Below are 25,715 nucleotides of genomic sequence, written 5' to 3'. Positions count from 1 at the left end.
ATGTTTACAAAGACGATTATCAAACGCACAGTAGAAACTAATAGTGATGTTTCCAATACACCACCTACTGCAAAACAAGATTGTTCCGATGTAGTCCATATTTCGGTTTTTTTTGATGGTACAGGCAATAACAAAGATGCTGATAAAGAAAAAAAGAAATGGTCAAATCCAGCTCGATTATGGCGAAATGCTCAAACATTGAAAGAACAGGAAGAACTAGATAACAAATTAACTAATAATTATGCAATCTATGTATCAGGCGTAGGCACACGTTTTAATGGTGAGTTAAGTATTTTTGAAAAAGCGTATGCTTGGGCTAGAGATAACTCTGTAACTGGAGGTGGAACAGGTGCTGGGGGAAGTCGACGTTTAGATTACGGCGAAGACCAACTGAATGATGCGTTAAAGCAAGTCATGATCATCAATGCGAAAAAAGCAGAAATAGACACAGGTAAATATGCCAATGAAAAAAAAGTGTATAGCTTTGCAGAGGTCGATAAAAGTTTAAAGCAACATCGTCTGATTAAAAAAATCAATATCTCTACATTTGGCTTCTCTCGTGGTGCCGCTTTAGCACGTGCTTTTACCAATCAATTTATGTGGCAATGCGAATCTGATTGCGATGGTTTAACCTACGGTACAGGAAAATACCCCATTGAATTTAAATTTATGGGAATTTTTGATACCGTGGCCTCATTTGGCTTACCCGCAACCAACTTAAATAATAATTTGACCTTTGAAGGTCGGGATATGGTCATTGATGAACGCGTCAAAATGTGTGTGCATCATGTTGCAGGAAATGAGCTGCGCTTTGCCTTCCCTGTTGATTTAATTCATAAAGAAAATGGGCAAATTGCCAATTCAAACTGGAAAGAACTCGTTTATCCAGGCATGCATTCTGATGTGGGAGGTGGCTACACGCCTGGCAGTCAGAATGTAAACGACAACTTTGCCCGTATTCCACTGAAAGACATGCTGGAAGATGCTGTTAGTGCAGGTGTCCGAATGTTTGACTACAATCAATTAAAAGAAAAATACGGGGCATTATTTGCTGAACAATTTGAAATTCAGAACGAAACACAGCGTCTGTATGATGCGGTAAAAGCACAAATGCCAGCGACAGGAAAAGTTCAGGACCAAATTATCACTTCCATGAAAGTCTATTATGCGGCGTATGGTGCTTTAGCGGAACAAAAAACTGCTTCTGTCAGCCAACAAGCGCGTAGTGATAATAAAATCCGTGAGTTTATTCCTATTGGTCCTTCTGATATGGCCACTGAAATAGAACGATTAGACAAACTAAGAAAACTTACGGAATCAAAGAGTCCAGGTGGAATAAATATCTTTAGATTATTATCCCCTGTTTCCAAAGCCTATGAATATTACCTAGGAATTGCGGATTGGCAATTTCAGAGCTGGAGCAACGGCTCTACACCAGAGATCATGGACTTTTATCAAAACTATATACATGACTCTAAATATGGTTTTATGAGCAATGCCGAGCCTTTTAGTTATTTCCGTCAAAGAACAGTTTACGAGTCCCGTCGTAGCGGAAAAGGGAAAGAAGTCGACCAAAAAACTGCTGAAGATAAAGCCGTATGTAGTGTGGTGAATCAAGAAGTTAAACAAGATGAGCTTTTTGATGCTTACCAACAAGCTCAGAAAGAACAGCAATTGTTAGCTGCCTCTTAACGACCTCACAATAATCTCCACAACCTAAATGCAGAAAACACCCGTTTTCTGCTTTTAGTTATTCATCTTAAAATAACCAGTCAACTCCAGCATATTCGGCAACTCATCAAACTCACTAAGTTTTTGATGAGTTTCGGCCCAACTGGTCTTAGAGTTCACGCAAAAATTTAATTCAAGCTCGGGGATGAAATCCTCCTGAATCAATCCTAAAGGAATCCACATCACCTTTTGATTGATAGCTAAAGCATTCGGTACTGGTGAACCACATTTGGTACAGAAGCTGCTGGTAAAGCCTGTATCCTTGACATAGGTTTGAATCAACGACTCGCCTTGCTGCCATTGGAATAATTCCGCTTGAACAAAGGTTGAGGCATTGGAAGCAGCTCCACTCTGCTTACGACATAGGCTGCAATAGCAACGATACACCATTTTAATTTTTTTCAGATTCAGCTGAAAAACCACTGCTCCGCATAAACACGCTCCTGTATATTTTTGCTGTTCTTTCATTGCTGACATCTATTTTTTCCTGATCTTTTTTTGTTTTATTGATGCTGGGCTAGATTTTGCAATGAATCCCAAGCAGCCTGAGCTAAAGTTTCTCGATATGCTTTAGGATTGGTCACAACTTTTTCAGAGAGCCAAGCACGACAATAGCTTTCTGTTGCACCAATGACCAAAGACATCATCAACTCTGCTGGCACTGATTTTAATAATGCAGCATCGGCATAGCTTGAAACATACGCAACGATTTTTTGATTCCTGAGTTTATTTTTATCATTTAATTGTTGACCATACTCACCCTGCCGCACACTAAAATGGGCAAGTAATAAAAACTGTGCAAACTTAGGCTGATCGGAAACCCAATCTGTATAGCTATAGATCAACGCATAGAGCAGTTCTTTAAGCGATTTTGCTTGTTGTAAATATTGATCTCGTAGCAGGGCCTGATCATCTAAAGCAGCAAACACCAATGCTGCAATGACGCCATCTTTATTCTTAAAATGATGATAAATCGCCCCCACACTACTGTCAGATTTTCCCCGAATCATTTCAATACTAGTGGTTTCCAAACCATATTCAATAAAGCATGACAAAGCATCCAGCAAAATTTGTCTTTTTAATAATGACCTACGTTGTGGATATAAACGTTCTAATAATTGTTGAGCTGCTTGCATAGTTTAATCAAATTCACCAATCGTCGGAACTATTGTGTATGACTTGACCACAACTTGTAAACAGAATTATATTCTGTAAAAGAATTTAATTCTGTTAAAGGAAGTTTAGTCATGGCCTCAACTCTAGATCTATGGAACAAAGTATCTGTCTTGCCTGCTGGGAAATGGACATTTACCCGCATGCTCTGCTTAAAGGCACCTTATTTCAGTAGCATTTCTCCCTTATTCAAGGAATTAAAAGCCAATTCTTGTAAAATCACCATTAAGAAAAAACGGAATGTGCTCAATCATATTGGTACGGTTCACGCGATTGCGATGTGTAATATGGCCGAACTTGCTGGTGGCACCATGACCGAGGTGACGGTTCCTAACACGCATCGCTGGATTCCGAAAGGCATGACCGTTGAATATTTAAAGAAGGCTGAAACTGATCTGATCGCGACCGCGACACCTGTTGAACCTGATTATGATTGGGAAAAAGCAGGTGAATACTTAGTAAATGTTGATGTGCTTGATCAACACAATGAAAAAGTTTTTCATGCCACCATTACCATGTGGATTTCCCAAAAGAAGAAATAAAATAAAAAAGCCCTGAAGCAAAAGTATTCAGGGCTTTTTTTAATGCTACATCTTATTTTTTGAAAGGCAGTGCATATTTAAAAATACGACCAACGACTTCACCAAACTGTTTCACAAAGCTCGCATTATTATAATGCAGACCATATTTTTCACAGACTGCCTGAACTTTAGGTGCAACTTGACGGTAGCGACGCGCAGGAATGTCTGGGAACAAATGATGTTCAATCTGATGACTCAAATGCCCTGTCAAAATATGAAAAGCTTCTGAACCAGTCAAGTTTGATGAACCACGGATCTGGCGCATATACCAATGTCCACGGCTTTCATCTTTTAAAACCGCTTTAGGGAACACTTCTACATCTTTGGTAAAATGACCACAGAAAATAATGCTGAATGTCCAAACATTACGAATCCCGTTCGCCACCAAATTCCCAGTAAAAACAGGAAGTGCTGCAGGCCCCGCAATCAATGGGAAGAACACATAATCCTTAAACATCTGCTTTAAAATTTTCTTCTGTGCAGGCTGCCACTCTTGTTTGAACTCAGTCATGGTTTTACGTTTATACACCACTTTGCCCAATTCTAGGTTTTGAATTGCCACTCCCCACTGGAATAACAACCCAAATGGCAAAATATACATCGGTTGGATTAAGGTAAATTTAGACCAGCGTTGTTCTGGGAACAAACGAAATACACCATAGCCAACGTCGTCATCCATGCCTTTTACATTGGTATAAGTATGATGCTTATAGTTATGGGTTTGACGCCAGTTATCTGAGGTTCCAACCGTGTCCCATTCATAGGTTTGACCATTGAATTTAGGATCGTTCATCCAGTCGTACTGACCATGCATGACGTTATGACCGAGTTCCATATTTTCCATGATCTTGGCAAAACCAAGTAAGCCTGTACCGAGTAACCATGCTGGAGGAAACCAACCCAAGAATAAGCAAGCGCGCCCAAGCATACTGCTATAACGAATGGTGGAATAAACACGGCGGATATATTTGGCGTCTTTCTCACCCAAATCATCCAGCACTTCTTGTTTGATCTGATCAAGTTCACGAGCAAAAGCATCTAGCTCAGCAGCAGTTAAATCACGATTTTTTGGATTTTTAAAAAATTCAATTTTAACAGGCATGTTCATAATCAATTTCTCACTTATAGATCAATCACAAGATCAGACTGGGCTGAATTGACACAAATTTTTAATAACTGCGTTGGTTCACTATTGGCAGTCCCATTCAATAAATTTTTAGTCGCGCCCTGTGCTTTGTTACAGGCACATTTATTACAGATCCCCATACGACAGCCATGATTGGGCTTGATGCCTTGATGCTCAAGACTAGCCAGAATCGATTGTCCTTTTGGAATCGCAACAGTTTTATTTGATTGGGTCAACGTAACATTGATAAAACCCGTTTCTGCTGTATCGCTACCCAACTGGCTTAAGCTAAAAGCTTCTGTTTGCAGTGCAGCTGCGTCTTGGAACAAACTTTCCGCTGTAGCCGCAAAACCAGATGGCCCACAAGCATAAACCGTGGTTTGATCTAAAGCAGTCAATTGATCAACATGGCTTTGATTTAAACGCTGGTCCTGTTCCTGTGTATAAAAAATTTGATAACTAAACTGAGAGAAATTCTCAGAGACTTCTTTGAAATACTCAATATATGCAGCATCCGCTTGAGTTTTCACCCAATACATCAATTGCACAGCAGTTTTGTTCAATTGTTTGGATTGGCATAGACCTTCAATCAAACTCAACATCGGTGTGATACCACTACCTGCCGCCAGTAATACCAAATGAGGTGTTACAACTGACTGCTGCATCTCGCCATAAGGTTGCCCCAAACGTAAGATATCACCTGTTTGACTTTGCTCAACCAGCCAAGAACTCACTAAACCTTGATCAACTTTTTTAACCGTTAAACAAAGATGATCTGCATCTACCTGCATGAAGCTATAGGTGCGTTCGTAATGACGTCCCGCAATATCAACCGTAACGGGATGGTGCTGCCCTGCAACTCCGCGCATGACATGTCGATTACATTGCAAAATAAGACTGACGGTATCTTTTGCCACGATTTGTTTTTTTACGATTTTGGCAAGAGACTGATTAATTGACCACAATGGATTGATTTTCTGTAACCAAAAATTGGCGTCATGGCTGTTCATTACACTTTGAGCCAACGAATTAAATAGAGAATTTCTCTTTTCAATTGCTTGCATGAGCAGGTTTACTCTGGTTGTTTGTTAATTATTATACATATGTATATATATTTGTATATACGCTCGTATAAGAATTTACATTTCACAAGTACACCGACAATCGTTATAATCCCGAGTAGCTTACTTATATATTGAAAACAATGGTTCATTCTTCTTTTTTACCGCTCGGCCATGACAACATAAATGAACAAGATGTCATTCCTATGAAATCTCCTGTGCGCTCAGTGGGTAGAAAAGCAACCATTACCAAAGAAGAGTTGTTTCAAGCCACACTGAGTCTGATTGGTCCGCAAAAAAGTATCGCCTCACTTAGCTTGCGTGAAATTGCACGTGAAGCAGGTATTGCTCCAAATAGCTTTTATCGTCATTTCAAAGATATTGATGAACTCGCAATCGCGCTGATTGATCAGTCTGGTTTGGTACTCCGCCGTATTATTCGTGAAGCGCGCTTACAAGCGTCAAAACAACAAAGCATTATCCGTAGTTCGGTTGAAGTGTTTATTCAACAATTAAATACCGATGAAGGAAATCTGAGCTTATTACTCCGTGAAGGTTACACCGGTTCGACCTCTTATAAAGCAGCGGTTGACCGTCAACTGAACTTCTTTCAGCAAGAGCTTCAAGAAGACCTCATTCGTTTAGAGCAAATGAATAACAGTAAAATCAGTCATGCTGATCTTGTTGCTAAAGCCATTACTCAACTGGTATTCAATATGGGCGCAAAAGTGCTTGATCTGCCGATAGAACAGCGTACTGAAGTGGCAGAACAAACCATGATCATGATCCGCATGATTTTAGAAGGTGCACGTCATATCAATGAAATGGAAATTGATTAATGCTTTGCATCGGCCTAAACTAAAACTGAATGTAACAAAAATTGTATCTTTGTCCGCTATTATAATGACAAGCTAAATTAGGCATATAGATCATGAATCTTCTCAGTGACCGTCAAAGCATCATCGCCAGTTTCATTCTGATGTTTTTGTTTCTAATGATGGTCATTCCCCTGCATCTACTGCCCAGTTTTTTTGCAGGCTTTCTGATCTTTGAAATTATTAACAGCTTAAGTTCGATTGTCGAAAAACATATTGATGGGCAACGCGCACGTATCTTTATCAGTATTATTCTTGGGGTTTTAACCACCTTCTTGATTGGTTTTTTTATCACCAGTCTGATTAGTTTTGTGATCTATGATTTAAAAGGGACTGGGCTGAATTCCTTCAATTTTAAAATTGATCAAACCCTGATTAAGTTTCAGGCTGAAATGAGTCAATATCTGCCAGGTTATCTGCCGCATAGCGTTGCCGATATCAAAAATCAGATTTTGTCTTTTATCAAAAATAATATTTCCATTGTGAAAAATACGGGCACCGATATTCTGCATAACTTGGCCACCATGGTGATTGGTCTGATTGTCGGAATCTTGGTCTCGATCCAAAATTTCAAACAGCATGCGCCGCAGCCTGTATTCAAAGCCGCGATTTTACATCGTATTCAAAAGCTATCGGTTTCTTTTAAAAATGTCGTGTTCGCTCAGGTCAAGATTTCTCTGATCAATACAGCACTGTTCATGATCTTTGTCTTTATCGTGCTACCGTTATTTGACATTCACCTGCCTTTTGCGAAAACCCTCACCATCCTGACCTTTATCTTTGGTTTATTGCCTATTATTGGAAACCTGATTTCCAATACCTTAATCATCATGGCTGGCCTGACGATTTCCTTATCTGTCGCAGCGATTGCCTTGGCTTATTTGGTGATTATTCATAAACTTGAATATTTCGTAAATGCCAAAATCATTGGCACCAAAATCAATGCCAGTGCATGGGAAGTGTTGTTGGCAATGCTGATTTTTGAGTCGATTTTTGGCTTAAGTGGACTCATTGTTGCGCCAGTTTTCTATGCTTATATTAAATTAGAATGCAAAGACGCAGGATTGATTTAAGAAATTTTCAATTCACATAGATGCAATTTAACAGATGTCATCATCATTTAATCTGAATTCACACGGGTTGTATCAAAAAGAAAATTGATGATAAGCAAACTTACAAAAGCCTAGAAAATGAAAACACTTAAGTGCTGATTCAAGGGATAAGCTAGTGATGAATCGAATGGTTTTTATTCACTATGTTTCATCACATTATAATTGAATGAGGTAACTATGAGTTCTTCAGCAGCAAAAGCTTTAAAAGTATATACACGTAATAACTTAGATGACTCGATCAAAGAGGCCACAGTAAAAATATTAAATCAAATCCTTGCCAACTTGATTGATCTTTCATTATTGACCAAGCAAGCGCATTGGAACATGCGGGGTAGCAACTTTATTGCAGTGCATGAAATGTTGGATATGTTCCGCACTTCGCTGATCACTCATTTAGACAATGTTGCAGAACGTGCGGTTCAAATTGGTGGAACAGCGTTAGGTACAACGCAGACAGTTGCGGAAACATCGCATCTGAAAGCCTATCCTGTCGCCATTCATGCGGTACAAGATCACTTAAAAGAACTGGCAGATCGTTATGGTGTGGTCGCGAATCACTTACGTGACACCATTGAAGAAATTCAGGATCCAATTTCCGAAGATATTCTGCATGCGGCACTCGAAGATCTAGATCAATATTTATGGTTCTTGGAAGCCAATATCGATCAAGACTAAGTTTATTCACTGCATAAAAAAAGAGGACCATTCAAGTCCTCTTTTTTTATGCCTCGGTTATGGCTTAACCACAACCAAGACCTGAATCGCTTCTGGTGTCACAGATAGACCATCCAATAGACCAAGGCCTTCTTTCTGGAATTTCTGTAAACGCTCAATCTCATCTTCACGAATACTTGGATTAAATTGCTTGAGATAAGTTAAACGGTCAATCTCATATTGCCATTTACCACTGTAATGCTCTTTGGCTTGTTGCATCAATTCTGGCAAAGAGGTTTTTGCAATATCTAAAGCTTGCGCATAGCGAGTTTCAATCACGTCACGACGTGCTTTCACCACTTGACGGCAACTATTGCCATCTAGATGATGCAGGTACGGACGTAAAATGCTTGGATCGATCTTGGCAGATAAGTCCTGACCATTTTCACTGAGCAACACACGAATCAATTGCTTCGGTAAGCTTGATGGCAGGTTCAATGCTTTTGGTGCAACCACATCGACCTTAAACCATACTTCCAATAACACCGAACCTTGTTTCAATGCATTGGATTTCAGTAAGGCAACATTGGTACTACCAAATGATTGTGTGCGGATCATTTCCATCACGCTTTCAATAAATGGATGTTCCAAGGTCAAATATTGTGCATCTTCACGGATTTGTGCCTGATCACGATAGAAGGTTGCCGTCATGCCCTCTTCGTCCAAGGTAATTCCTTGAACTTGCATTTGATCAGTCGGCTTAATGATCACCGTACCGTTACTTTGCTCATCAAAATCGATATTGGTTGATGACATGAAACGCTTCACGAACATTGGCAAAGTCGTGTTGTCATCATAATCTTCAAGGGCTTGCACAATGCCTTGCGCCACCACTGGACGACATGAATTATACTCAAGCAAACGGTCACGACCTGCTTGTAACTCAGCTTCTAATGCCTGACGTTGTACATTCACTTCTTCAAGTAAATCTTCAAAAGTCTGACCTTGATCTGCCAGCAAGCAATCTTTTAACTCAACAATAAAATTCTCTTGTAGCGTTTGCGCGGTTGGAGAAATACTGCTGAAAATATTGAGCGCTTCGTTGTACCAACGGAACATGCGCTCTTGTGCTGTACCAATTAAATACGGCACATGAATCTGAATACGGTTCTCTTGACCAATACGGTCCAGACGACCAATACGTTGTTCAAGTACATCAGGGTTTGCAGGTAAATCAAATAAAATTAAATCACTGGCAAACTGGAAATTACGCCCTTCTGAACCAATTTCAGAACACAGTAGGATTTGTGCACCATAACTTTCTTCAGCAAAATATGCCGCTGCTTGGTCACGCTCCAACAAACTCATGCCTTCGTGGAACATTGCTGTACGAATGCCTGCATGTAGACGTAGAACATTTTCCAATGCCTCTACCACTGGCCCGCTGCGAGCAATCAATAACACTTTTTTATGTTTTAAATCTTTGCGCAGCACTTCCATCAACCAAGGCACACGCGGATCGTTTTCCATCCATGCGCCATCAAGTTGACCTTCTTCTGGCCACATTTGCTCACGCATTTTGCCATCAAAAGACCAGTCTTCTGGTGCTGCTAATGGTGCAGGTTGGCAATCACGACCAGGGAAACCTTGAATTGCTTCACGGGTGTTACGGAATAAGATACGACCTGTACCATGACGGTCTAATAATTCATGAATCGCACGCATACGATGTTCAGGCTGATCATCAATACGATGACCCAACAAGCCTTCAAGCGCAGCTAAGTGCTCTTCTGTTAATGCTTCATCTGACATCAACACTTCTGCAATTTTTGCAGTTTGTTGATATTGTTCTTCTTCATCAAGGAAACGATCAAGACTGCTGAAACGTTGCGGATCAAGTAAACGTAAACGCGCAAAATGGCTTTCAACCCCTAATTGCTCAGGTGTTGCGGTGAGCAGTAATACACCCGCCGTTTGTTCAGACAACTCTTCGATCAAATCATAGCGATCATTGCCGCCTTCTTCTTCGCTCCACATCAAGTGATGTGCTTCATCGACCACAAGCAAATCAAAACCTGCTTCAATGGCTTGCTCACGCAAGTCATCATGGTCAACCATCAAATCGACACTGGCAATAATGCATTGTTCAGTCAGGAATGGATTTAGATCAGGATCGTGCTCTTTAATCGAAGCAGTACGGGTTAAATCAAACAGAGAGAATTGCAGATTGAAACGGCGACGCATTTCAATCATCCACTGATATTGCAATGAATCTGGTACTAAAATCAGGATACGTTCTGAACGGCCTGTTTTCAGTTGTTGATGGATAATCAAACCAGCTTCAATGGTTTTACCTAAACCCACTTCATCCGCTAACAAAACGCGTGGTGCAAAACGTTTACCGACCTCATGTGCGATATACAATTGATGTGGGATCAAACCAACACGAGCACCTAAAAAACCGCGTAAAGGACTGGTATGCATTTGTGCTTGCAACAACATCGCTTCAATACGCAGGTCATACCATTCTTTATAATCGACTTGGCTTGCTAACAGACGCTCTAAAGGTTTTGACAGCTGGATTTGCGCACCGATACGGGTTTCATTCAGTGCCTTACGCTCTTGTTCACCATTGTCTAAGTTGCGAACAACGTCATAACGAAGAACACCGTGACGGTCTTCAATCGACTCAACAATCCACTTGATGCCTTCTTGGTCTTGCACTTCATCTTTTACATTGAAGATGATGCGAGTTAAAGGCGCGTTGTTGCGTGCATAAACACGAGTTTCATCACTTTTAGGGAATAAAATGCTGATAGAACGTTCATCTACATCAATAAGAACCCCTAGACCGAGTTCAGTTTCTGTATCTGATAACCAACGTTGACCAATAGCAAATTGCTGCAATTTTTCCACCTTTATCTCATGTTAGCCTACATATTTTATGCCCTGACTCAATTAAAAGTTAAGGCATTTTATGTAGTTTTAAGCGATGTATTTTGACACAAAGCGCAACCAAATAGCGTGCATCACATCGTGTTTCATAAAAAAGTTTTTAGATTAAAACGGTACAGAACAATCAAATGTCAGTTGTGTACCTGTTTTAGGATGAGTGAAGCTTAACTGCGTTGCATGTAAGCACAAACGCGCATAAAGCTGTTGCTGTTCGGGTGTGGCATATAAGGTATCACCAAGAATCGGATGACCTAAATATTGCATATGCACACGAAGCTGATGTGAACGACCTGTAATCGGAATTAATTTGACTCGGGTGACCGCTTGTCCTTGAATTTCTAAATGTTCGATCGCTTGCCATTCTGTTAATGCAGGTTTGTGATAAGACGCATCTACGATATGTAAGGGCGGACGGCTTGGATCATAAATCACAGGAATATCGACGGTGCCCTGACCTTCTAAATGCCCTGCAACCAAAGCTTGATAAATTTTTGAGGTTTGACGGTCTTGGAACTGACGAGAAATGGTACTTTGTCCAAATTTGGATAAACCAAATACCAAAATACCAGAGGTATCACGATCTAAACGATGAATCAGTAAGGTTTTCGGTTCTAATTCTAATAAACGATTGATCAAACAATCTTGTAAATCAGGTGTTTTTCCCGGTACGGTGAGCAAGCCTGCAGGTTTATGGATGACCATAAAATCTTCATCACGATGAATCAAATGTTCACTTAGAAAATCATTCAAGGTAGCCTTCCAACGACTGGATGAAAACAAGCGGGCAATCATAAAAAGCTTGGCGCTGAATTACAATGCATGACACGTATTTTTACTGATTTTTTTCGTGTTTCTCTCGAATTTTCATCCAGAATCGAATTTAAATGATGATTTAGCTCTGTTGCGCTAGAAATTGTTGAATTGCATGCTGGGCAATTTCTGCATCTTGAAAAGATTGTACGCCTGAAATGCCGACCGCACCCACGACCTGCCCTTGATATACAATTGGCTCACCGCCTTCTAACATTCCTTTTGCTGCATTGATCGTTAAAAAGCCGATTTTACCATCACGGATCATATCTTCGGATGCCTTGGTTGTTCTTCGGCTGACGGCGGCAGAATATGCTTTTTCTTGACAAATCTCTGTCGATAATACCGATGCACCATCCATGCGCTTCATCATCAACAGCGTTCCACCGTCATCGACCACTGCAATGCTGACATTAAAGCTGTGCTCCGTTGCATATTGCAATGCTGCGTCAACCAGAATTTCCACATCAGCGGAAGTTAAATAATGTTTAGTTTTCATGTTTTACTCCATTCCTATGAGTTTCTTATAAAACGCTTGTCTAAAATATGATATCTAGCAACGCCATCCGCAGCCTGCATAAACCAAAACATTCGTGCTTGGGTGCAGCCGAACACAACTGCAAAGATAGTGGATTATTCAAGCATATTTTACCTTGCAGTACAGTAAAGATTCTTTATCTTTACTGCTATTCGTAGCTGAGATTTATTATATAAATAGATAGAAACTTCGTAAGATTCCGTTCCGATCACGTATTATTTTTAAATCAATTGAGGTTTATTTTTATTCAGATCAACCTAAACCGTTGCCATAAAAAAAGCCCGAACAAATCGGGCTTCTGTATGCATCACAACGTTATTTCATTTCAGCAAAGGTTTCTTTTGCAGCTTGAATCGTCTCTGCAATATCCTGATCTGAATGCATAGACGAAATAAATCCTGCTTCAAATGCAGATGGCGCAAGATATACACCACGCTTTAACATGCCATGGAAAAATTTCTTAAATGCTTCAACATCACAGGCCAACATTGAATCAAAGCTGGTAATGTCATCTTGATCTGTGAAGTACAAACCAAACATGCCACCCACTTGCTGAGTCTTAAATGGGATACCCGCTTCGTCTGCTGCTGACTGTAAACCTGCAAGTAATTTGGCTAACTGTGCAGCCAGCTTGTCATAAAACTCAGGCTCACGTAGATGCTTGAACATTGCAATACCTGCACGCATTGCCAATGGATTCCCTGACAATGTACCCGCTTGATAAACACCGCCTAAAGGCGCGATGCATTCCATGATTTCACGTTTACCGCCAAAAGCACCGACAGGTAAGCCTGCACCAATGATTTTACCCAATGTGGTCAAGTCAGGTTTAACGTTATAGACCGATTGTGCGCCACCTAAAGCGACACGGAAACCTGTCATCACTTCATCAATAATAAACACTGATTTGTATTCATCACAGACATCACGAATCGCTTGCAAGAAACCATCGATTGGCGTTACCAGATTCATATTACCTGCAACAGGTTCAATGATTACACCCGCAATCTCATGACCAAATTTGCTAAAGCATTCTTTCAACGCTTCAATATTGTTATACGGCAACGTTAAAGTATGTTTTGCAAAATCAGCAGGTACACCTTTTGAAGTTGGCTCACCTTCACCTAAAGTCAGTAAACCTGAACCCGCTTTGACCAATAATGAATCTGAATGACCGTGGTAACAGCCTTCAAATTTTACAATCTTGTCACGGCCTGTATAACCACGTGCCAAACGAATCGCGGTCATAGTGGCTTCTGTACCAGAACTGGTCATACGAACCAATTCAATTGAAGGCATAATTTCGCAAATCGTATCTGCCAGAGTGGTTTCGTGCACAGTTGGTGCACCAAAACTCAAACCATCTTCTGCGGCGGTTTGAACCGCTTGAATAATATCTGGATGCGCATGACCTAGGATCATTGGCCCCCATGAACCGACATAGTCCACATAACGCTTGCCATCAACATCCCATAAATACGCACCTTTGGCCTTTTCAATAAAGACAGGCGTGCCACCAACACCGTTAAATGCGCGTACCGGCGAGTTAACCCCACCTGGAATATGTTTACTTGCTTGTTTAAATAACTGTTCTTGCTTTGGAGATAAACTCATAAAAGACTCAACCTAGAATCAAGGACGAGGAACGCTGTCGTTCCGAGAAACAATGAAAGCTCCGCAAAGCGGATGCATATAATTAGTCAAATAACGTTGCCCATGCATGTACACGAGCAGGAATTTCGGCTGTTGATCGCCCTAATATATCACTAATTACCGCACAAAGGCTCGCCCCAGCCTCGATCACCACTTGAGAGTTTTCGACGGTCAGCCCACCAATGGCACAAATCGGCACATCAAATTTTTGTTTGGCTTGTTTGATCACTTCGATCCCCACATTCCCCGCTTCGGGTTTGGTTGAGGTCGCATAGACTGCACCAAAGGCCACATAGGTTGCCCCATCAGCAATTGCCTTTTCAGCCAAAGCTAGTGAATTTAGACAAGTCCGACCAATAATCACACCTTGTGGTAACCGTGCAGCAGCATCACTTATTTCACCATCAGATTGCCCCAGATGCACACCTAAACCAAATTGTTCGGCCAATGCCAAGTCATCATTAATCAAAAACGGGACTTGATGTTTTTCACAAAGTGCTTTGATCTGCTCTACTTCACTTGGCTGATCTGATTTTGCCACTTTCTTACGGCGATACTGCAAAATGGCAATATGTCCTGTTGCCAAAGCAACATCTAGTTTTTCGAGCAAGAGCTGGATTGGATCATCGTTGGTAATGAGGTAAAGACCGCGCATGAACGTTTCACTATTCACTATAATTACATTCGCTTCAGAGTATATTTTCTTGCTTAAAATTTAAAGATAAGCAATGTATTTACATCATTAATTGCTATACATCAGAACAAATAAAAAAGCTGCAAATGCAGCTTTTAAAAGCTCAAACGAATTTCAAGAATCAATTTTATCAAATTGACGATCAATTAAACTCAAACGGCCACGCGCAACATCAGATAGCATCCGCCAATCTGAAATGAAGCTATAAAGCGGCTGTTTAAAGCTAGCAGGCTTATTATGTTCAAAGAAAAAATGCCCAACCCAAGCACAGGCATAGCCTGATACCAAACCATATACAGCATATTTTGCCTGACGTTTACGAATGGCTTTACTAAAGAAATATAAACCAATCGAGCTGCCTGCGACATGCAAACGACGGCTGGCAATACTGCGATGTTCTGTTAAATAAAAGTGATAAAATTCATCATAGTTTTTAATAGGTAATGAAAATTCCACTGGCTTGGTAATATTCGCTGGTGCATTCATTTTTGGATCATCCTAATCGTGCAAGACTCTCCACACGTTAATGCATTTTTTGTACAAAATAAAGTCATTGCGTGCCATCCTTTACTTGCTTAAAACAACTTTACAATGATTTTTGAGATCAACAAGTTATACTAAGTTTTGTATCTAACATTCTCTATGGTCAGGAGTCATAACATCATGGAAATAGAGCTAAAATTTCAACTCCCTGAATCCAAGAAAAAAAGTGTTTTACAGACCTTAAGCAAACAAAAAGCACAGAAAATTCGATTGCAAGCAAAATACTATGACACTGCTGACCGTTTGCTTGCTAAAAATTATGTGGCAATTCGCCTGCGCCAAGAGGGTGAACATTGGGTGCAGACCTTTAAAGCAGCCAGCAAAAACCATTTACAACGTATCGAAGAAGATATCTATCTAGGTAAATGTGTTCAAGAACCAGAACTTGATCTGTCTCTCTACAAACATAATCAAACCGTTCAAACTGTACTTCGTGATATTTTAGGTGAGCAAGCTGCTGAACTACAGTTACAGTTTCAAACTGACGTACAGCGTACCTTTCATGTATTCGAGTTTGAGGGTTCTCAAATTGAGGTCTGTTTGGATGATGGTGAAATTAGAACCTCAACTGATCGTGCCAAAATTAGCGAAATCGAATTTGAATTGAAACAAGGTTCAGCACAAGGCTTGATTAATTTTGCCAAAACTTGGGTAGATAAATACCAACTTTGGCTTGATGTTCGCAGTAAGGCTGAACGTGGCAATTTACTGGCCGTTGGCAAAGCGGTATCCCCTGCCACCAAAGCAAAATCACTGAATCTAGATACAGATATCCGTGCTGAACAAGCCCTTAAACTGATGATCGAAAATACCCTCAACCATATCCTGCCAAATGCAGCTGCAATCGCTGATGGTGTAGCAGAAGCTGACCATATTCACCAAGCTCGTGTTGGTTTACGACGTTTACGTTCAGCTTTAAAACATTTTTCTAATTGGTCGGCACACATTGATCCGACTTGGGAAAATCTGTTGGCTGATATTTTTAGAGCTTTGGGACAATCGCGTGATAATGATGCGATTCAAGATTCCATCATTCCCTTAGTAAAAGAGGTTTGTGATTTTGATTTCCCATTCCCTGAAAGTGTTGACAGTAATATGTCTCAGTTATTAAGTCACCCTAAAACGACACAGCTATTTTTAGCGTTATTTAGCTTTACTTATAGTGAGCATGAGTCTAAGCCTAAACTTTCAAAACAAGCAGCGAAAAGCTTAGGCAAGCTATACCAAAAGATCCTAAAAGATGCGGCCCAATTTTCAAGCTTAGAAGTTGAACAACAACATCGTACTCGCAAACGCGTTAAACAATTGCGTTATTGCATCGACTTTATTGCTGGAATTTATCCTGAAAAACAAGTTCAGCAATTTTTGAATAAGCTGCAACCAATTCAAGAATATTTAGGTTTTTATAATGACCTGTTTGTCGCTGAACATCTCTTTGAACAACAAGCCGCTGAGCAACCGCAATTTTTATTTGCTTTAGGTTGGGTTAAGGCTCAACAACCACATGTGGCCAAAAAAGCGAATAAAAAGCTTCAGACCCTATCTGCTCAGGACGCTTTTTGGGATGAGAAGCGATAGCTGCATAAGGTAATCGTTAACCACATTACACTGCTATCGTGCTAGCGGCATGGATGCCGCCACAAATAATCTAAGTCCTACAAAAAGCGGATACTCGCAAACGTCATCAGCAACCTGAGCAAGTCAAAGCGACTAAAGCTTTGACTTAGTGCAAGACAAGCGAAGTGCGTAGTCTATACTCAAGCATAGCTTTCGCCTTGCGGTACGACAAAGATTATTAATCTTTGCGATTCGCACCTCAGGTTTTGCCTACTTTGTCCGAAAACAAAGTAGGAAATCGCCTACGCGAAAACATCCAAACTTTATATAGCTCTTATGGCTGTGCTATTATTTTTTAATGAAAATTAGAGTGTTAAACTATTTATTCCACTTAAATCATTTACCGATACTTCCCAAAAATCTTCCATGTACCATTATCCGCAATCGGATCACTATAACGATCATTACGCTGCTTACGTGGCTTATCCCGTGCATCCACCAATTTAAAATGTGGCTCAACACTGAGAATCATGCCACTCATATAAAAACGGGTACGGGTATATTCACTTTGCCCATGCTGAAACACGTAAGTTCGTAAATCAATAAACTCACGATGCGCCACCAAGGCAGCAGTATCATCACTGCCCAACCACTCCTGCATTGCAAAAATCTGATCGGTCTCAAAATGTCCGCATTTCTCTAACAAAGCAGCCACACCTCGGAAAGTTTTAGACTCTTTGGCGGGTGTTTTATTAATCCGAATTCGATCAACATGAAAGAAAAACAACGGCAAATTTAAATGACTTGGTAAATGAATCGCATCCACCACCTCATCTTGCATAAATGGCTGACATAACTGCTGTGCCCTTTCGATCAGCGGTTGCCATTGTCGATAATATTCATCTACATCAGCTTGCAAGCCATAATAAATGGGCAAACCTTCAACATTTTCTAAATATTGAGGCGGATGGATATGTTGACGTAGTAAGGCAATATCTGTTTTTAAGCTTTGAATCGCGATTGCATCTTGCATAATGATTATTCTAATTGCTTAGGCTATTTTAGATTAAGGCAAAGGTTTAGTTTCGACAAGGCTTTGTCTATAATAAGGTGTCTTTACTTGTCGCTGGAAAATATCATGTCTCAAAAAATTAACGCCACCGATGTGACGGATGAAGAAGCTTTAAATGCGGTGTTTTTTGAGCGTGCAGATGAATTTATTAAACTTGCCAATGATTTCTGCCGACCACCCAAAGGTCAACAACCAAAGCCAGAAGAATTACGTGGCCAAGTCAGCGCAGCAATGCTATTTGCCACTGCTCGCTTCAATACATGGGTCGCAGCCAATAACTTTAAAGATGGCAACGAAATGCGTGAGGCGAAAGAGCAAGTGATGTCTTATCTACTACAACAATTCCAAATGATGCTGGAAGATAATTTTGACGAATATTGTGAACAGTTTGAAAACTACTTACGCTTCCGTAAGAACGAAGATTTTCATGCACATAAACACGATCATTAATCGTTGATTGTTAAAAGAAAGCCACCTGATCGGTGGCTTTCTTTTATTGCTTATTTCAAGTCTTGTGCTTGACCATATTGGTCAGCCATCACTTCTACAAACTGATCCAGTTTGATGTATTTTTTAATTGCAGCATTCACATCTTCTTTGCTTAGTTTCGCAAGCTCCTGATCACGCTCAGCACGATCTAACAGCGTTTTGTTACGCTCTAATTGACCTGTCAGCATGCCATGAATATTGCGCTCATCCTCTAAAGCGGTCACACGCTTCTTCATGATATCCGCTTTCGCAGCTTCCACTTCCTGCTCGGTCACGCCTTTACTTAACAGCTCATTTAGAACTTTATGCACAGATTGCGATACTTGTGCAGAACGACCTGAAGTATAGTTTGCTGTGATACTTAAGGTACCATCATCAATGTCTGGATCAAGATCTAAACCACTACCAAAGCCATAAACCAAAGCATTTTTCTCACGTAATTCTTGCGCCAAACGTGATGAAAGCTGTGAATTACCTAAAATATGACTGAGAATAATTAAAGCAGGCGCATCTTTATGGTACGAACCGACGGGTAATGCTAAAACACTTTGATAACTGCCAAACTCACGTTGTTCCGATAAAGCATGAACTTTCTGTGCTTTATAAACCGTATATTGCCCTGTCACTTTTGCAAATGGTTGTTTTGCTTTCCAAGAACCAAAAGCTTTCTGCAAAGTTTTCTGCATTTTCTTGGCATCAAAATCACCTGTCACCGCAATTTGTGCATGATTTGTCACAAAGAATTGATCATAGAATTGTTTCACTTGCGGCTGGGTGACTTCACTAATCTGTTTCTTCGCAAGTTCTGGTTCAAAGTGATAACGGATATCACCTGGTTTATAAATTTCCAGAATCTTGGACAAGGTCATTGATGACACAACCGCTGGTTCCGTATATGGACGATCCAACACAGACAGGCTTTGATTTTTTGCCAAATCAAACTCAGTTTGCGAGAATTTTGGCTGTTTAAGGACATCAACAATGAAGTTAAAGAAGTCTTCGAATTTGTCTTTTTTTGCTTGAACAACAATGGTAAAACCATTGCCATTTGAACTGACCGATGCACCACCACTTGCAGCAATCGCCTTATCGGTAATCTCTTGCAAGGTATGCTTTTCAGAACCACGGAGCATTAAATAGCTGGCTAAATCTAAAGTAACCCCTTTACCAAATAATGCTTTTTCATCACCAAAATCCAAGCTAATCGTGGCATAAGTTTTATCGTCACGTGTAGGCGTTGGGAAGAGTGCATAGCGAATCCCATTCTTTAATTCACCACGTTGAATTTTCTGCTCATTTTTTTGCAATTGCTGAGCAGATTGTGCCATAAACTGGGTCACTTCCTGTTTGTAAACATTGGCATCTTTTAATGGTTCAGGCTTTTCATCGCTTTGATCTAAAGTTTTAGGTTTCTCTTCTGCTTTCATGGTCATCGCTTTCTTTTGATCTTCAGGCGTCGGTAAAATGTCGCCTGAAATACGATGTGAAGAGACTAAAAATTCTTTTAAGGTTTTATTCGCATCATTCAGCTTTAAGTCTTGAACGGCTTGTAAGTCCCTAAAGTATTGATCCCATTGACCATGTGATGAAACTGCATAATCGCTTAGGCGTGAACCTAAAGCGACAGCGTCATTGGCAATGGTATCTGCGGTATTTTGCGTAATATTTTTAATGCGCTGTAATTCAGCCTCGGTGAATGGCTGGCTATTTTCAACACCGGTTTTGAGTGCTTCATCAACCTTTTTCGCATCATGATTCGGAGCATAAATTGCACCCATAAAGACCACGTTAAAGTCTTGATCTAACCATGTGGTTGATTGCACTCCGGTACTGATTCCCGTTTCCACCATACTCTTATACAAAGTACCACTTGGCTGCATGGTATATAACGCTGGCGCAAGCGCTAAAGTTGGCTGTACTGGGGTATTTTTTCCATTCATATAGACATGGAATTTAGCTAAATCACTACCCTTTTGTACCGTAAACTGACGCTGTTCAATTTTGCTTGAATCGAGCACAGGCACTTGGACTTGGGCAGGCACTGGACGTGCTGGAATTGGACTAAAATACTGATCAATCTTGCTCAATACTTCGGTCTTATCAAATTTACCTGAGATCACCATGACTGCATTGTTTGGTGCATACCAAGTTCTATAGAACTGATTTAATTCATTCAACTGAATCGACTTTAATTCAGGTAAATCACCAATCGGCAAACGACCTAAATATTGATTACCATACGCGGCTTTCCACATTTGATCCATCAATACCGCAAACGGCTGATCCATACGGATTTCTCGTTCACGTTTTACGATTTCAATTTCAGAAGGTACAAATTTTTCTTGCAGCACCAATTTATCCATACGCTCGGATTCAAGGTACAGAATTTCATTCAATGCATTTTTTTCAGGACGAACAATATTTAAATATTTGGTCGCATAATAATCGGTACTGGCATTGGTCATTAACGTGTATTGATCTAAACGACGTTGAAACTCATCACCCTTCACATTTTGAGTACCTTTAAAGGCCAAATGTTCTAATAAATGCGCAAGTCCGCCCTTACCTTTCGGATCATTCAGCGAGCCTGTCAAATAAACAGTATTTACATAGACTTTATTTTCTTTATCGTTTGGTGCAAGAATAACTCTGAAACCGTTATCTAATTTATATTCTTCGATATTTTTTTCACTTTTTACGAGCACTGTCTGAGACCAAGACGTCGCACTCAACCCAATCAAACAAAGAGAGAGAGTAAGTTGCTTAAACCGCATTAACATAATTTATCCAAGTGTTTTTGATGATTTAAATAAAAACGTCAAGCTATAGTAGAGAACGATTCGCATTTTTAATAGTTATGTTTTGAAAAAAGCTGTTTATTTAAACAGCTTTTATCTTTCTTTTTGCACAGTTTAAGCTAAAAATCAGATTGTCAGTTCGGCTTGCATATACAATTTTGCATAGCCTGAAATTTCAATACGATCTTCAGATGCAATGATACATTCTAAAATCCCACCGCGTGCAGATGCCTGAAACGCAACCAGCTTAGTTTGATTCAATTTTTCAGCCCAAAGTGGCACAATCGCTGTATGAATTGAGCCCGTCACTGGATCTTCTGGAATTCCAATTGCAGGTGCAAAATAACGTGATACACAATCAAATTGTCCCTCACCTCTCGCTGTAATCGCCACGTCTGGCTGAGATGCTGTAATTGCAGTACGCACTTGCCCAAGTTGCTTTAACTTTTCAAGATCAGGCTGCTCATCTAATACATCCTGTACGCTCTCATACTCCACGATATATGCCTGAGCATTACGATAGACCGCTTTAAATGGTTTGGTTAAACCTTCTCGAAGTACTTGAGGATATTCAGACACCCACTCTGCTTTACGAATCGGGAAATTCATTTTAATTTTGCCATCAGTATCTTGGCTGACGATAAAAATACCAAGATCACGCACATGAAATTGAATGGTTCTTGCCGTAGTAAAATCTTTAAATAATACAAAAGCACTGGCTAAAGTCGCATGTCCACAGAAAGCAACTTCATCTATTGGTGAAAACCAGCGGATCTCAAAATTACGCTCATCAAGTGTTTTGACAAAGGCTGTTTCTGAAAGATTATTTTCCATGGCAATATTTTGCATCAACCGTTCATCTAACCATTCATCACCTACGATCACAGCCGCTGGATTGCCTTTAAATAATTCTTGGGTAAAGGCATCCACTTGATACATTTTCATGACACAGTCCTCTCGCTATTTTTCAGTTATTTTGAACAATTGGTCTATAAATGATAGATACAGATTTTTCTAAATTTACGATACACCACATCTTTTTAGATTTAGCGGCATTAACTGCTTAAAAATAAAACAAAATTCATCTTCCGCTTGCTAACAGATCAGGCCAAAAGTCCAATGATTTAGCATAACTAAAAATAAGCCATACAGAATATTCACACACAAAAACCGCAAGCTCTTTATGGTATGACGCAGATTAAACAAGCGAGAAAAGCAATGCGTATTCCTGTTAATGCCATCGTATTTGAAGACTTTGAAACCCTTGACATTATGGGTCCAGTCGAATTATTTGGCTTACTGCAACAACAGTATCAAGTGCAGTTTTATAGCCTGAATGGTGGACTGGTTTCAAATAAGCATGGTGTCTGTATCCAGACAAAATCATTTCATGAAATGGAAACAACAGCAGAAAGTATTTTACTCATTCCAGGTGGGATCGTGACGTTTGAACTGATTAACAATCAGGAATTTCTCGATCAGCTCAAAACTTTAGCAACTCATAGTGCACACGTACTTACGATTTGTACAGGAAGTTCATTACTTGCGGCAACGGGTCTTTTAAATGGCGTTAAAGCAACATCAAATAAAATGGCGTTTGAGTTCGTACAACAACTCAATGACCAAGTGTTATGGCAAGCACAAGCCCGTTGGGTCATTGATGGAAAATTCTATACCTCATCGGGTGTGAGTGCTGGTATGGATATGACTCTCGCCTTTATTCATGACACACAAGGTGAGGAAGTTGCCCAACTTTGTGCAGAAGAAGCAGAATATATCTGGAATGGTAATCCAAACATTGATCCTTTCTGTAAAGTAAAAGCAGGCTGATCAACATCTGAAAATGAAGATTTATTTATTATCACTTGCAGTTGGTATATTGGTTGGTGTGTTGTGTTAGCTATTAGATGTCAAAGCACCTGCACCACCTCTTGTGGCTTTATTGAGTCTATTAAGTATCATCATTGGTGAACAATTCATCCCTTTTATTCGACTCTATCTTTCTTAATCATATCAGTTCTATTTCATCTCCCATAAAAATGAGTGGCCTAAAACCACTCATTTTGATCAACTTCTTTTGACAGACTCAATCAATTCTGACATCGAAGCCAAGGTTTTCAGCAATCATCAGCGTTTGATCAAGATTGATAATCGCCTCTTTAATTTGAGTCTCTTTCGGATCTAAGGCACTCAAATCACTGCCTCTTAAATCACACTCGGTAAAATCTGCACGGTGTAGCCATGCACCAGATAGATCACTATCTCGAATCGAACTTCCATGGCAACGTGCCCCAGTCAAATCAGCTTCTCTTAAACGGGTTCTCAAAAAAGAAGCTTTCTCTAAATCAGCACCCGGTAATCCAACAAAAGCCCAATCACTGTCCTCAACCCGCATATGGTGAAACTGACAATCGCTAAACATACTACCGACCAACTTGCAGTCAGTGAATTTACTATCGAAGAAATTGCAGAAATAAAAAGTACAATTCAAGAATGCACTCCGCTGATGAACTGATGCATTAAAACGTGCCCGTCGAAAAGTACATTCATTAAAAACCGCGCCTGTGCTTTGGGCTTCGGAAAGATCTAAGTCAACAAATAGAGTCCGATCATATTTTTGATTGCTAAGTACTTGTCCATACCAATCCAAACTGGTAATCGTTTCTGTTGTTTTCGGTGCTGTTGCAGCATATTTTCTTTCTGCCATGATGTTCATTTTTTATTTTCGAATACATCAAAATATGTCATGCATTCAATTTTGTACATGTTTTTCTGATGACTTATTTATCTCAATTTTAAATAAAAAAAGAGCAGCTTTGCTACTCTTTTAATAAGGATATAAAGCTTACTTATTCCATATGTTCAATAATGGCTTGTCCAAATTCAGAACAACGTAATAAGGTTGCATTTGGCATTAAACGCTCAAAGTCGTACGTTACGGTCTTGGCTGAAATCGCACCTGAAACACCTTGAATAATTAGGTCTGCTGCTTCAACCCACCCCATATCACGCAGCATCATTTCAGCAGAGAGAATAATTGAACCTGGGTTGACCTTATCTTGTCCCGCATACTTCGGTGCAGTGCCATGTGTGGCTTCATAAACTGCAATTGCACCACCAATATTGGCACCCGGTGCAATCCCAATGCCGCCCACTTCTGCTGCAAGTGCATCCGAAATATAGTCACCATTTAAGTTCAGTGTCGCAATCACAGAATAATCGGCTGGACGCATTAAAATTTGCTGTAAGAATGCATCGGCAATCACATCTTTTATAATGATGTCTTTACCCGTTTTCGGATTTTTAATTTTTACCCATGGGCCACCATCCAATAGCTGCCCTCCAAAACGTTCCATTGCAAGTTCATAGCCCCACTCTTTAAACGCACCTTCGGTGTACTTCATGATGTTGCCTTTGTGTACCAAAGTCACAGAAGGTTTATCATTATCAATCGCAAACTGAATGGCTTTACGAACCAGACGTTGAGTCCCCTCTTTAGAAACAGGTTTAATCCCAATCCCACAATCTTTAGGGAATCGGATTTTGGTTACCCCCATTTCTTCTTGCAAAAATTTAATGACTTTTTTTGCTTCTGCAGAATCAGCCTTCCATTCAATCCCAGCATAGATATCTTCTGAGTTTTCACGGAAGATGACCATATCTGTAAGTTCTGGATGTTGCACAGGTGAAGGCACCCCTTCAAACCAACGTACTGGACGTACACAGACATATAGATCGAGTTCTTGACGTAATGCAACATTCAAAGAGCGAATACCGCCACCAACAGGTGTAGTCAATGGGCCTTTTATTGATATAATAAACTCACGTAAAGCATCAAAAGTTTCTTCTGGCATATAATTGCCATAGATTTTATCTGCTTTTTCGCCGCAGTAGACTTCCATCCATTCGATCGAACGTTTGCCACCGTAAGCTTTTAGCACGGCGGCATCTACTACTGCCTTCATTGCTGGTGTAATATCCACACCAATACCATCACCTTCAATAAAAGGGATGATTGGACGATTTGGAACATTCAATGACAGGTCTGCATTTACTGTGATTTTGTCTCCATCAGCAGGAACCACAATCTTCTGATAACCCATTTTGTAGGTTCTCCCTCATGTATTTAGCGATTATCTCTATGCCTTCTATGGCATACTTTCGTTTTTTATTGCATGAAACAGTTTAGTTCAAAACAGGTTTTTTTGAGATTTATACGGGAAATAACAACATTTCTCCATTAAATAGAAACCTTTATTGTTATGATGCCGCCCATAGCCAAAGTAGTATATC

General features: G+C 40.1%; 23 protein-coding genes and 1 pseudogene. 9 read left to right on the top strand and 15 right to left on the bottom strand.

Going from position 1 to position 25,715, the window contains the following annotated elements; genetic code table 11:
• Positions 1-1,692, top strand: a complete 1,692-nt coding sequence (locus F909_RS18740; RefSeq protein ID WP_005145135.1) for a T6SS phospholipase effector Tle1-like catalytic domain-containing protein — start codon at positions 1-3, stop codon at positions 1,690-1,692.
• A gap of 54 nt (positions 1,693-1,746) precedes the next feature.
• On the opposite strand, the gene F909_RS18745 is transcribed toward F909_RS18740, so the two are convergent.
• Both F909_RS18745 and F909_RS18750 read right to left on the bottom strand, forming a co-directional pair.
• A complete protein-coding gene (locus F909_RS18745) occupies positions 1,747-2,208 on the bottom strand; it encodes a GFA family protein (RefSeq protein WP_005145133.1) in 462 nt (153 codons plus the stop codon).
• Between the two features lie 26 nt (positions 2,209-2,234).
• Positions 2,235-2,867, bottom strand: coding sequence for a TetR/AcrR family transcriptional regulator (locus tag F909_RS18750; protein ID WP_005145132.1), 633 nt, complete (start codon positions 2,865-2,867; stop codon positions 2,235-2,237).
• A gap of 111 nt (positions 2,868-2,978) precedes the next feature.
• Here F909_RS18750 and F909_RS18755 point away from each other — a divergent pair, with 111 nt between their 5' ends.
• Positions 2,979-3,446, top strand: coding sequence for a hotdog fold domain-containing protein (locus F909_RS18755; protein WP_005145131.1), 468 nt, complete (start codon positions 2,979-2,981; stop codon positions 3,444-3,446).
• 52 nt (positions 3,447-3,498) lie between these two features.
• Here F909_RS18755 and F909_RS18760 read toward each other — a convergent pair whose 3' ends face one another.
• Together F909_RS18760 and F909_RS18765 are read right to left on the bottom strand one after the other, a co-directional pair.
• Positions 3,499-4,593: a fatty acid desaturase family protein gene (locus F909_RS18760; protein ID WP_005145130.1), complete on the bottom strand. Its 1,095-nt coding sequence runs from the start codon at positions 4,591-4,593 to the stop codon at positions 3,499-3,501.
• Positions 4,594-4,607: 14 nt separating this feature from the next.
• Positions 4,608-5,675 carry a ferredoxin reductase gene (locus F909_RS18765; protein ID WP_005145129.1) on the bottom strand — a complete coding sequence of 356 codons (1,068 nt, stop codon included), beginning with the start codon at positions 5,673-5,675 and terminating at the stop codon, positions 4,608-4,610.
• A gap of 140 nt (positions 5,676-5,815) precedes the next feature.
• On the opposite strand from F909_RS18765, the gene fabR reads away from it, so the two are divergent.
• The 3 genes from fabR to dps all read left to right on the top strand — a co-directional run bounded on the left by fabR (position 5,816) and on the right by dps (position 8,334).
• Positions 5,816-6,511 (top strand): HTH-type transcriptional repressor FabR, encoded by a 696-nt coding sequence (gene fabR / locus F909_RS18770; protein WP_005145127.1) that lies wholly within the window; start codon positions 5,816-5,818, stop codon positions 6,509-6,511.
• A 92-nt stretch (positions 6,512-6,603) separates the two neighbouring features.
• Positions 6,604-7,620: an AI-2E family transporter gene (locus F909_RS18775; protein ID WP_005145126.1), complete on the top strand. Its 1,017-nt coding sequence runs from the start codon at positions 6,604-6,606 to the stop codon at positions 7,618-7,620.
• A 216-nt stretch (positions 7,621-7,836) separates the two neighbouring features.
• Positions 7,837-8,334: a DNA starvation/stationary phase protection protein Dps gene (dps, locus tag F909_RS18780; protein WP_005145121.1), complete on the top strand. Its 498-nt coding sequence runs from the start codon at positions 7,837-7,839 to the stop codon at positions 8,332-8,334.
• Between the two features lie 57 nt (positions 8,335-8,391).
• On the opposite strand, the gene rapA is transcribed toward dps, so the two are convergent.
• From rapA to F909_RS18810, 6 genes are all read right to left on the bottom strand, one after another.
• On the bottom strand, positions 8,392-11,229 hold the full coding sequence (gene rapA / locus F909_RS18785; RefSeq protein ID WP_005145119.1) for an RNA polymerase-associated protein RapA: 2,838 nt from the start codon (positions 11,227-11,229) through the stop codon (positions 8,392-8,394).
• Positions 11,230-11,373: 144 nt separating this feature from the next.
• Positions 11,374-12,018 carry an RluA family pseudouridine synthase gene (locus F909_RS18790; protein WP_171067251.1) on the bottom strand — a complete coding sequence of 215 codons (645 nt, stop codon included), beginning with the start codon at positions 12,016-12,018 and terminating at the stop codon, positions 11,374-11,376.
• A gap of 142 nt (positions 12,019-12,160) precedes the next feature.
• Entirely contained in the window at positions 12,161-12,577 is a 417-nt protein-coding gene (locus tag F909_RS18795; RefSeq protein ID WP_005145114.1) for a GlcG/HbpS family heme-binding protein, read from the bottom strand.
• A gap of 354 nt (positions 12,578-12,931) precedes the next feature.
• Positions 12,932-14,230, bottom strand: coding sequence for a glutamate-1-semialdehyde 2,1-aminomutase (gene hemL / locus F909_RS18800; RefSeq protein WP_005145112.1), 1,299 nt, complete (start codon positions 14,228-14,230; stop codon positions 12,932-12,934).
• An 82-nt stretch (positions 14,231-14,312) separates the two neighbouring features.
• Positions 14,313-14,924, bottom strand: coding sequence for a thiamine phosphate synthase (gene thiE, locus F909_RS18805; protein ID WP_005145110.1), 612 nt, complete (start codon positions 14,922-14,924; stop codon positions 14,313-14,315).
• A gap of 153 nt (positions 14,925-15,077) precedes the next feature.
• Positions 15,078-15,449 (bottom strand): Mpo1-like protein, encoded by a 372-nt coding sequence (locus tag F909_RS18810; RefSeq protein WP_005145109.1) that lies wholly within the window; start codon positions 15,447-15,449, stop codon positions 15,078-15,080.
• 177 nt (positions 15,450-15,626) lie between these two features.
• Here F909_RS18810 and F909_RS18815 point away from each other — a divergent pair, with 177 nt between their 5' ends.
• Positions 15,627-17,084 carry a CYTH and CHAD domain-containing protein gene (locus tag F909_RS18815; protein WP_005145108.1) on the top strand — a complete coding sequence of 486 codons (1,458 nt, stop codon included), beginning with the start codon at positions 15,627-15,629 and terminating at the stop codon, positions 17,082-17,084.
• Between the two features lie 379 nt (positions 17,085-17,463).
• Here F909_RS18815 and F909_RS18820 read toward each other — a convergent pair whose 3' ends face one another.
• On the bottom strand, positions 17,464-18,096 hold the full coding sequence (locus tag F909_RS18820; protein WP_005145107.1) for a hypothetical protein: 633 nt from the start codon (positions 18,094-18,096) through the stop codon (positions 17,464-17,466).
• A 105-nt stretch (positions 18,097-18,201) separates the two neighbouring features.
• Here F909_RS18820 and F909_RS18825 point away from each other — a divergent pair, with 105 nt between their 5' ends.
• Positions 18,202-18,585: a DUF3144 domain-containing protein gene (locus F909_RS18825; RefSeq protein WP_005145099.1), complete on the top strand. Its 384-nt coding sequence runs from the start codon at positions 18,202-18,204 to the stop codon at positions 18,583-18,585.
• 50 nt (positions 18,586-18,635) lie between these two features.
• Here F909_RS18825 and F909_RS18830 read toward each other — a convergent pair whose 3' ends face one another.
• Positions 18,636-21,404 carry a M16 family metallopeptidase gene (locus F909_RS18830; RefSeq protein WP_005145097.1) on the bottom strand — a complete coding sequence of 923 codons (2,769 nt, stop codon included), beginning with the start codon at positions 21,402-21,404 and terminating at the stop codon, positions 18,636-18,638.
• Between the two features lie 144 nt (positions 21,405-21,548).
• Complete coding sequence (locus F909_RS18835; protein WP_005145092.1) at positions 21,549-22,367, bottom strand: PhzF family phenazine biosynthesis protein; 819 nt, start codon at positions 22,365-22,367, stop codon at positions 21,549-21,551.
• A gap of 273 nt (positions 22,368-22,640) precedes the next feature.
• Here F909_RS18835 and F909_RS18840 point away from each other — a divergent pair, with 273 nt between their 5' ends.
• Both F909_RS18840 and F909_RS20650 read left to right on the top strand, forming a co-directional pair.
• The gene (locus tag F909_RS18840; protein ID WP_005145089.1) at positions 22,641-23,252 is read left to right on the top strand and encodes a DJ-1/PfpI family protein; all 612 of its coding nucleotides are present in this window, start codon (positions 22,641-22,643) and stop codon (positions 23,250-23,252) included.
• Positions 23,253-23,265: 13 nt separating this feature from the next.
• Positions 23,266-23,430 (top strand): annotated as a pseudogene (locus F909_RS20650) (DUF1427 family protein).
• 78 nt (positions 23,431-23,508) lie between these two features.
• Here the strand turns inward: F909_RS20650 and F909_RS18845 are convergent.
• Together F909_RS18845 and icd are read right to left on the bottom strand one after the other, a co-directional pair.
• Positions 23,509-24,129, bottom strand: a complete 621-nt coding sequence (locus tag F909_RS18845) for a pentapeptide repeat-containing protein (protein ID WP_032877468.1) — start codon at positions 24,127-24,129, stop codon at positions 23,509-23,511.
• Positions 24,130-24,271: 142 nt separating this feature from the next.
• Positions 24,272-25,525: an NADP-dependent isocitrate dehydrogenase gene (icd, locus tag F909_RS18850; RefSeq protein WP_005145083.1), complete on the bottom strand. Its 1,254-nt coding sequence runs from the start codon at positions 25,523-25,525 to the stop codon at positions 24,272-24,274.
• Positions 25,526-25,715 lie beyond the last annotated feature (190 nt).

The organism is Acinetobacter sp. ANC 3929, assembly GCF_000369405.1.
In the GTDB taxonomy this organism is placed as follows: domain Bacteria; phylum Pseudomonadota; class Gammaproteobacteria; order Pseudomonadales; family Moraxellaceae; genus Acinetobacter.
The sequence above is the reverse complement of the archived record's forward strand: the minus strand, read 5'-3'. Positions and strand labels throughout refer to the sequence as shown.

Excerpts from the sequence above, each read along its gene's own strand:
- F909_RS18740 (WP_005145135.1), top strand. The coding sequence starts at position 1 with ATGTTTACAAAGACGATTATCAAACGCACAGTAGAAACTAATAGTGAT.
- F909_RS18745 (WP_005145133.1), bottom strand. The coding sequence starts at position 2,208 with ATGTCAGCAATGAAAGAACAGCAAAAATATACAGGAGCGTGTTTATGC.
- F909_RS18750 (WP_005145132.1), bottom strand. The coding sequence starts at position 2,867 with ATGCAAGCAGCTCAACAATTATTAGAACGTTTATATCCACAACGTAGG.
- F909_RS18755 (WP_005145131.1), top strand. The coding sequence starts at position 2,979 with ATGGCCTCAACTCTAGATCTATGGAACAAAGTATCTGTCTTGCCTGCT.
- F909_RS18760 (WP_005145130.1), bottom strand. The coding sequence starts at position 4,593 with ATGAACATGCCTGTTAAAATTGAATTTTTTAAAAATCCAAAAAATCGT.
- F909_RS18765 (WP_005145129.1), bottom strand. The coding sequence starts at position 5,675 with ATGCAAGCAATTGAAAAGAGAAATTCTCTATTTAATTCGTTGGCTCAA.
- fabR (WP_005145127.1), top strand. The coding sequence starts at position 5,816 with ATGGTTCATTCTTCTTTTTTACCGCTCGGCCATGACAACATAAATGAA.
- F909_RS18775 (WP_005145126.1), top strand. The coding sequence starts at position 6,604 with ATGAATCTTCTCAGTGACCGTCAAAGCATCATCGCCAGTTTCATTCTG.
- dps (WP_005145121.1), top strand. The coding sequence starts at position 7,837 with ATGAGTTCTTCAGCAGCAAAAGCTTTAAAAGTATATACACGTAATAAC.
- F909_RS18795 (WP_005145114.1), bottom strand. The coding sequence starts at position 12,577 with ATGAAAACTAAACATTATTTAACTTCCGCTGATGTGGAAATTCTGGTT.
- hemL (WP_005145112.1), bottom strand. The coding sequence starts at position 14,230 with ATGAGTTTATCTCCAAAGCAAGAACAGTTATTTAAACAAGCAAGTAAA.
- thiE (WP_005145110.1), bottom strand. The coding sequence starts at position 14,924 with ATGCGCGGTCTTTACCTCATTACCAACGATGATCCAATCCAGCTCTTG.
- F909_RS18810 (WP_005145109.1), bottom strand. The coding sequence starts at position 15,449 with ATGAATGCACCAGCGAATATTACCAAGCCAGTGGAATTTTCATTACCT.
- F909_RS18815 (WP_005145108.1), top strand. The coding sequence starts at position 15,627 with ATGGAAATAGAGCTAAAATTTCAACTCCCTGAATCCAAGAAAAAAAGT.
- F909_RS18820 (WP_005145107.1), bottom strand. The coding sequence starts at position 18,096 with ATGCAAGATGCAATCGCGATTCAAAGCTTAAAAACAGATATTGCCTTA.
- F909_RS18825 (WP_005145099.1), top strand. The coding sequence starts at position 18,202 with ATGTCTCAAAAAATTAACGCCACCGATGTGACGGATGAAGAAGCTTTA.
- F909_RS18830 (WP_005145097.1), bottom strand. The coding sequence starts at position 21,404 with ATGTTAATGCGGTTTAAGCAACTTACTCTCTCTCTTTGTTTGATTGGG.
- F909_RS18835 (WP_005145092.1), bottom strand. The coding sequence starts at position 22,367 with ATGAAAATGTATCAAGTGGATGCCTTTACCCAAGAATTATTTAAAGGC.
- F909_RS18840 (WP_005145089.1), top strand. The coding sequence starts at position 22,641 with ATGCGTATTCCTGTTAATGCCATCGTATTTGAAGACTTTGAAACCCTT.
- F909_RS18845 (WP_032877468.1), bottom strand. The coding sequence starts at position 24,129 with ATGGCAGAAAGAAAATATGCTGCAACAGCACCGAAAACAACAGAAACG.
- icd (WP_005145083.1), bottom strand. The coding sequence starts at position 25,525 with ATGGGTTATCAGAAGATTGTGGTTCCTGCTGATGGAGACAAAATCACA.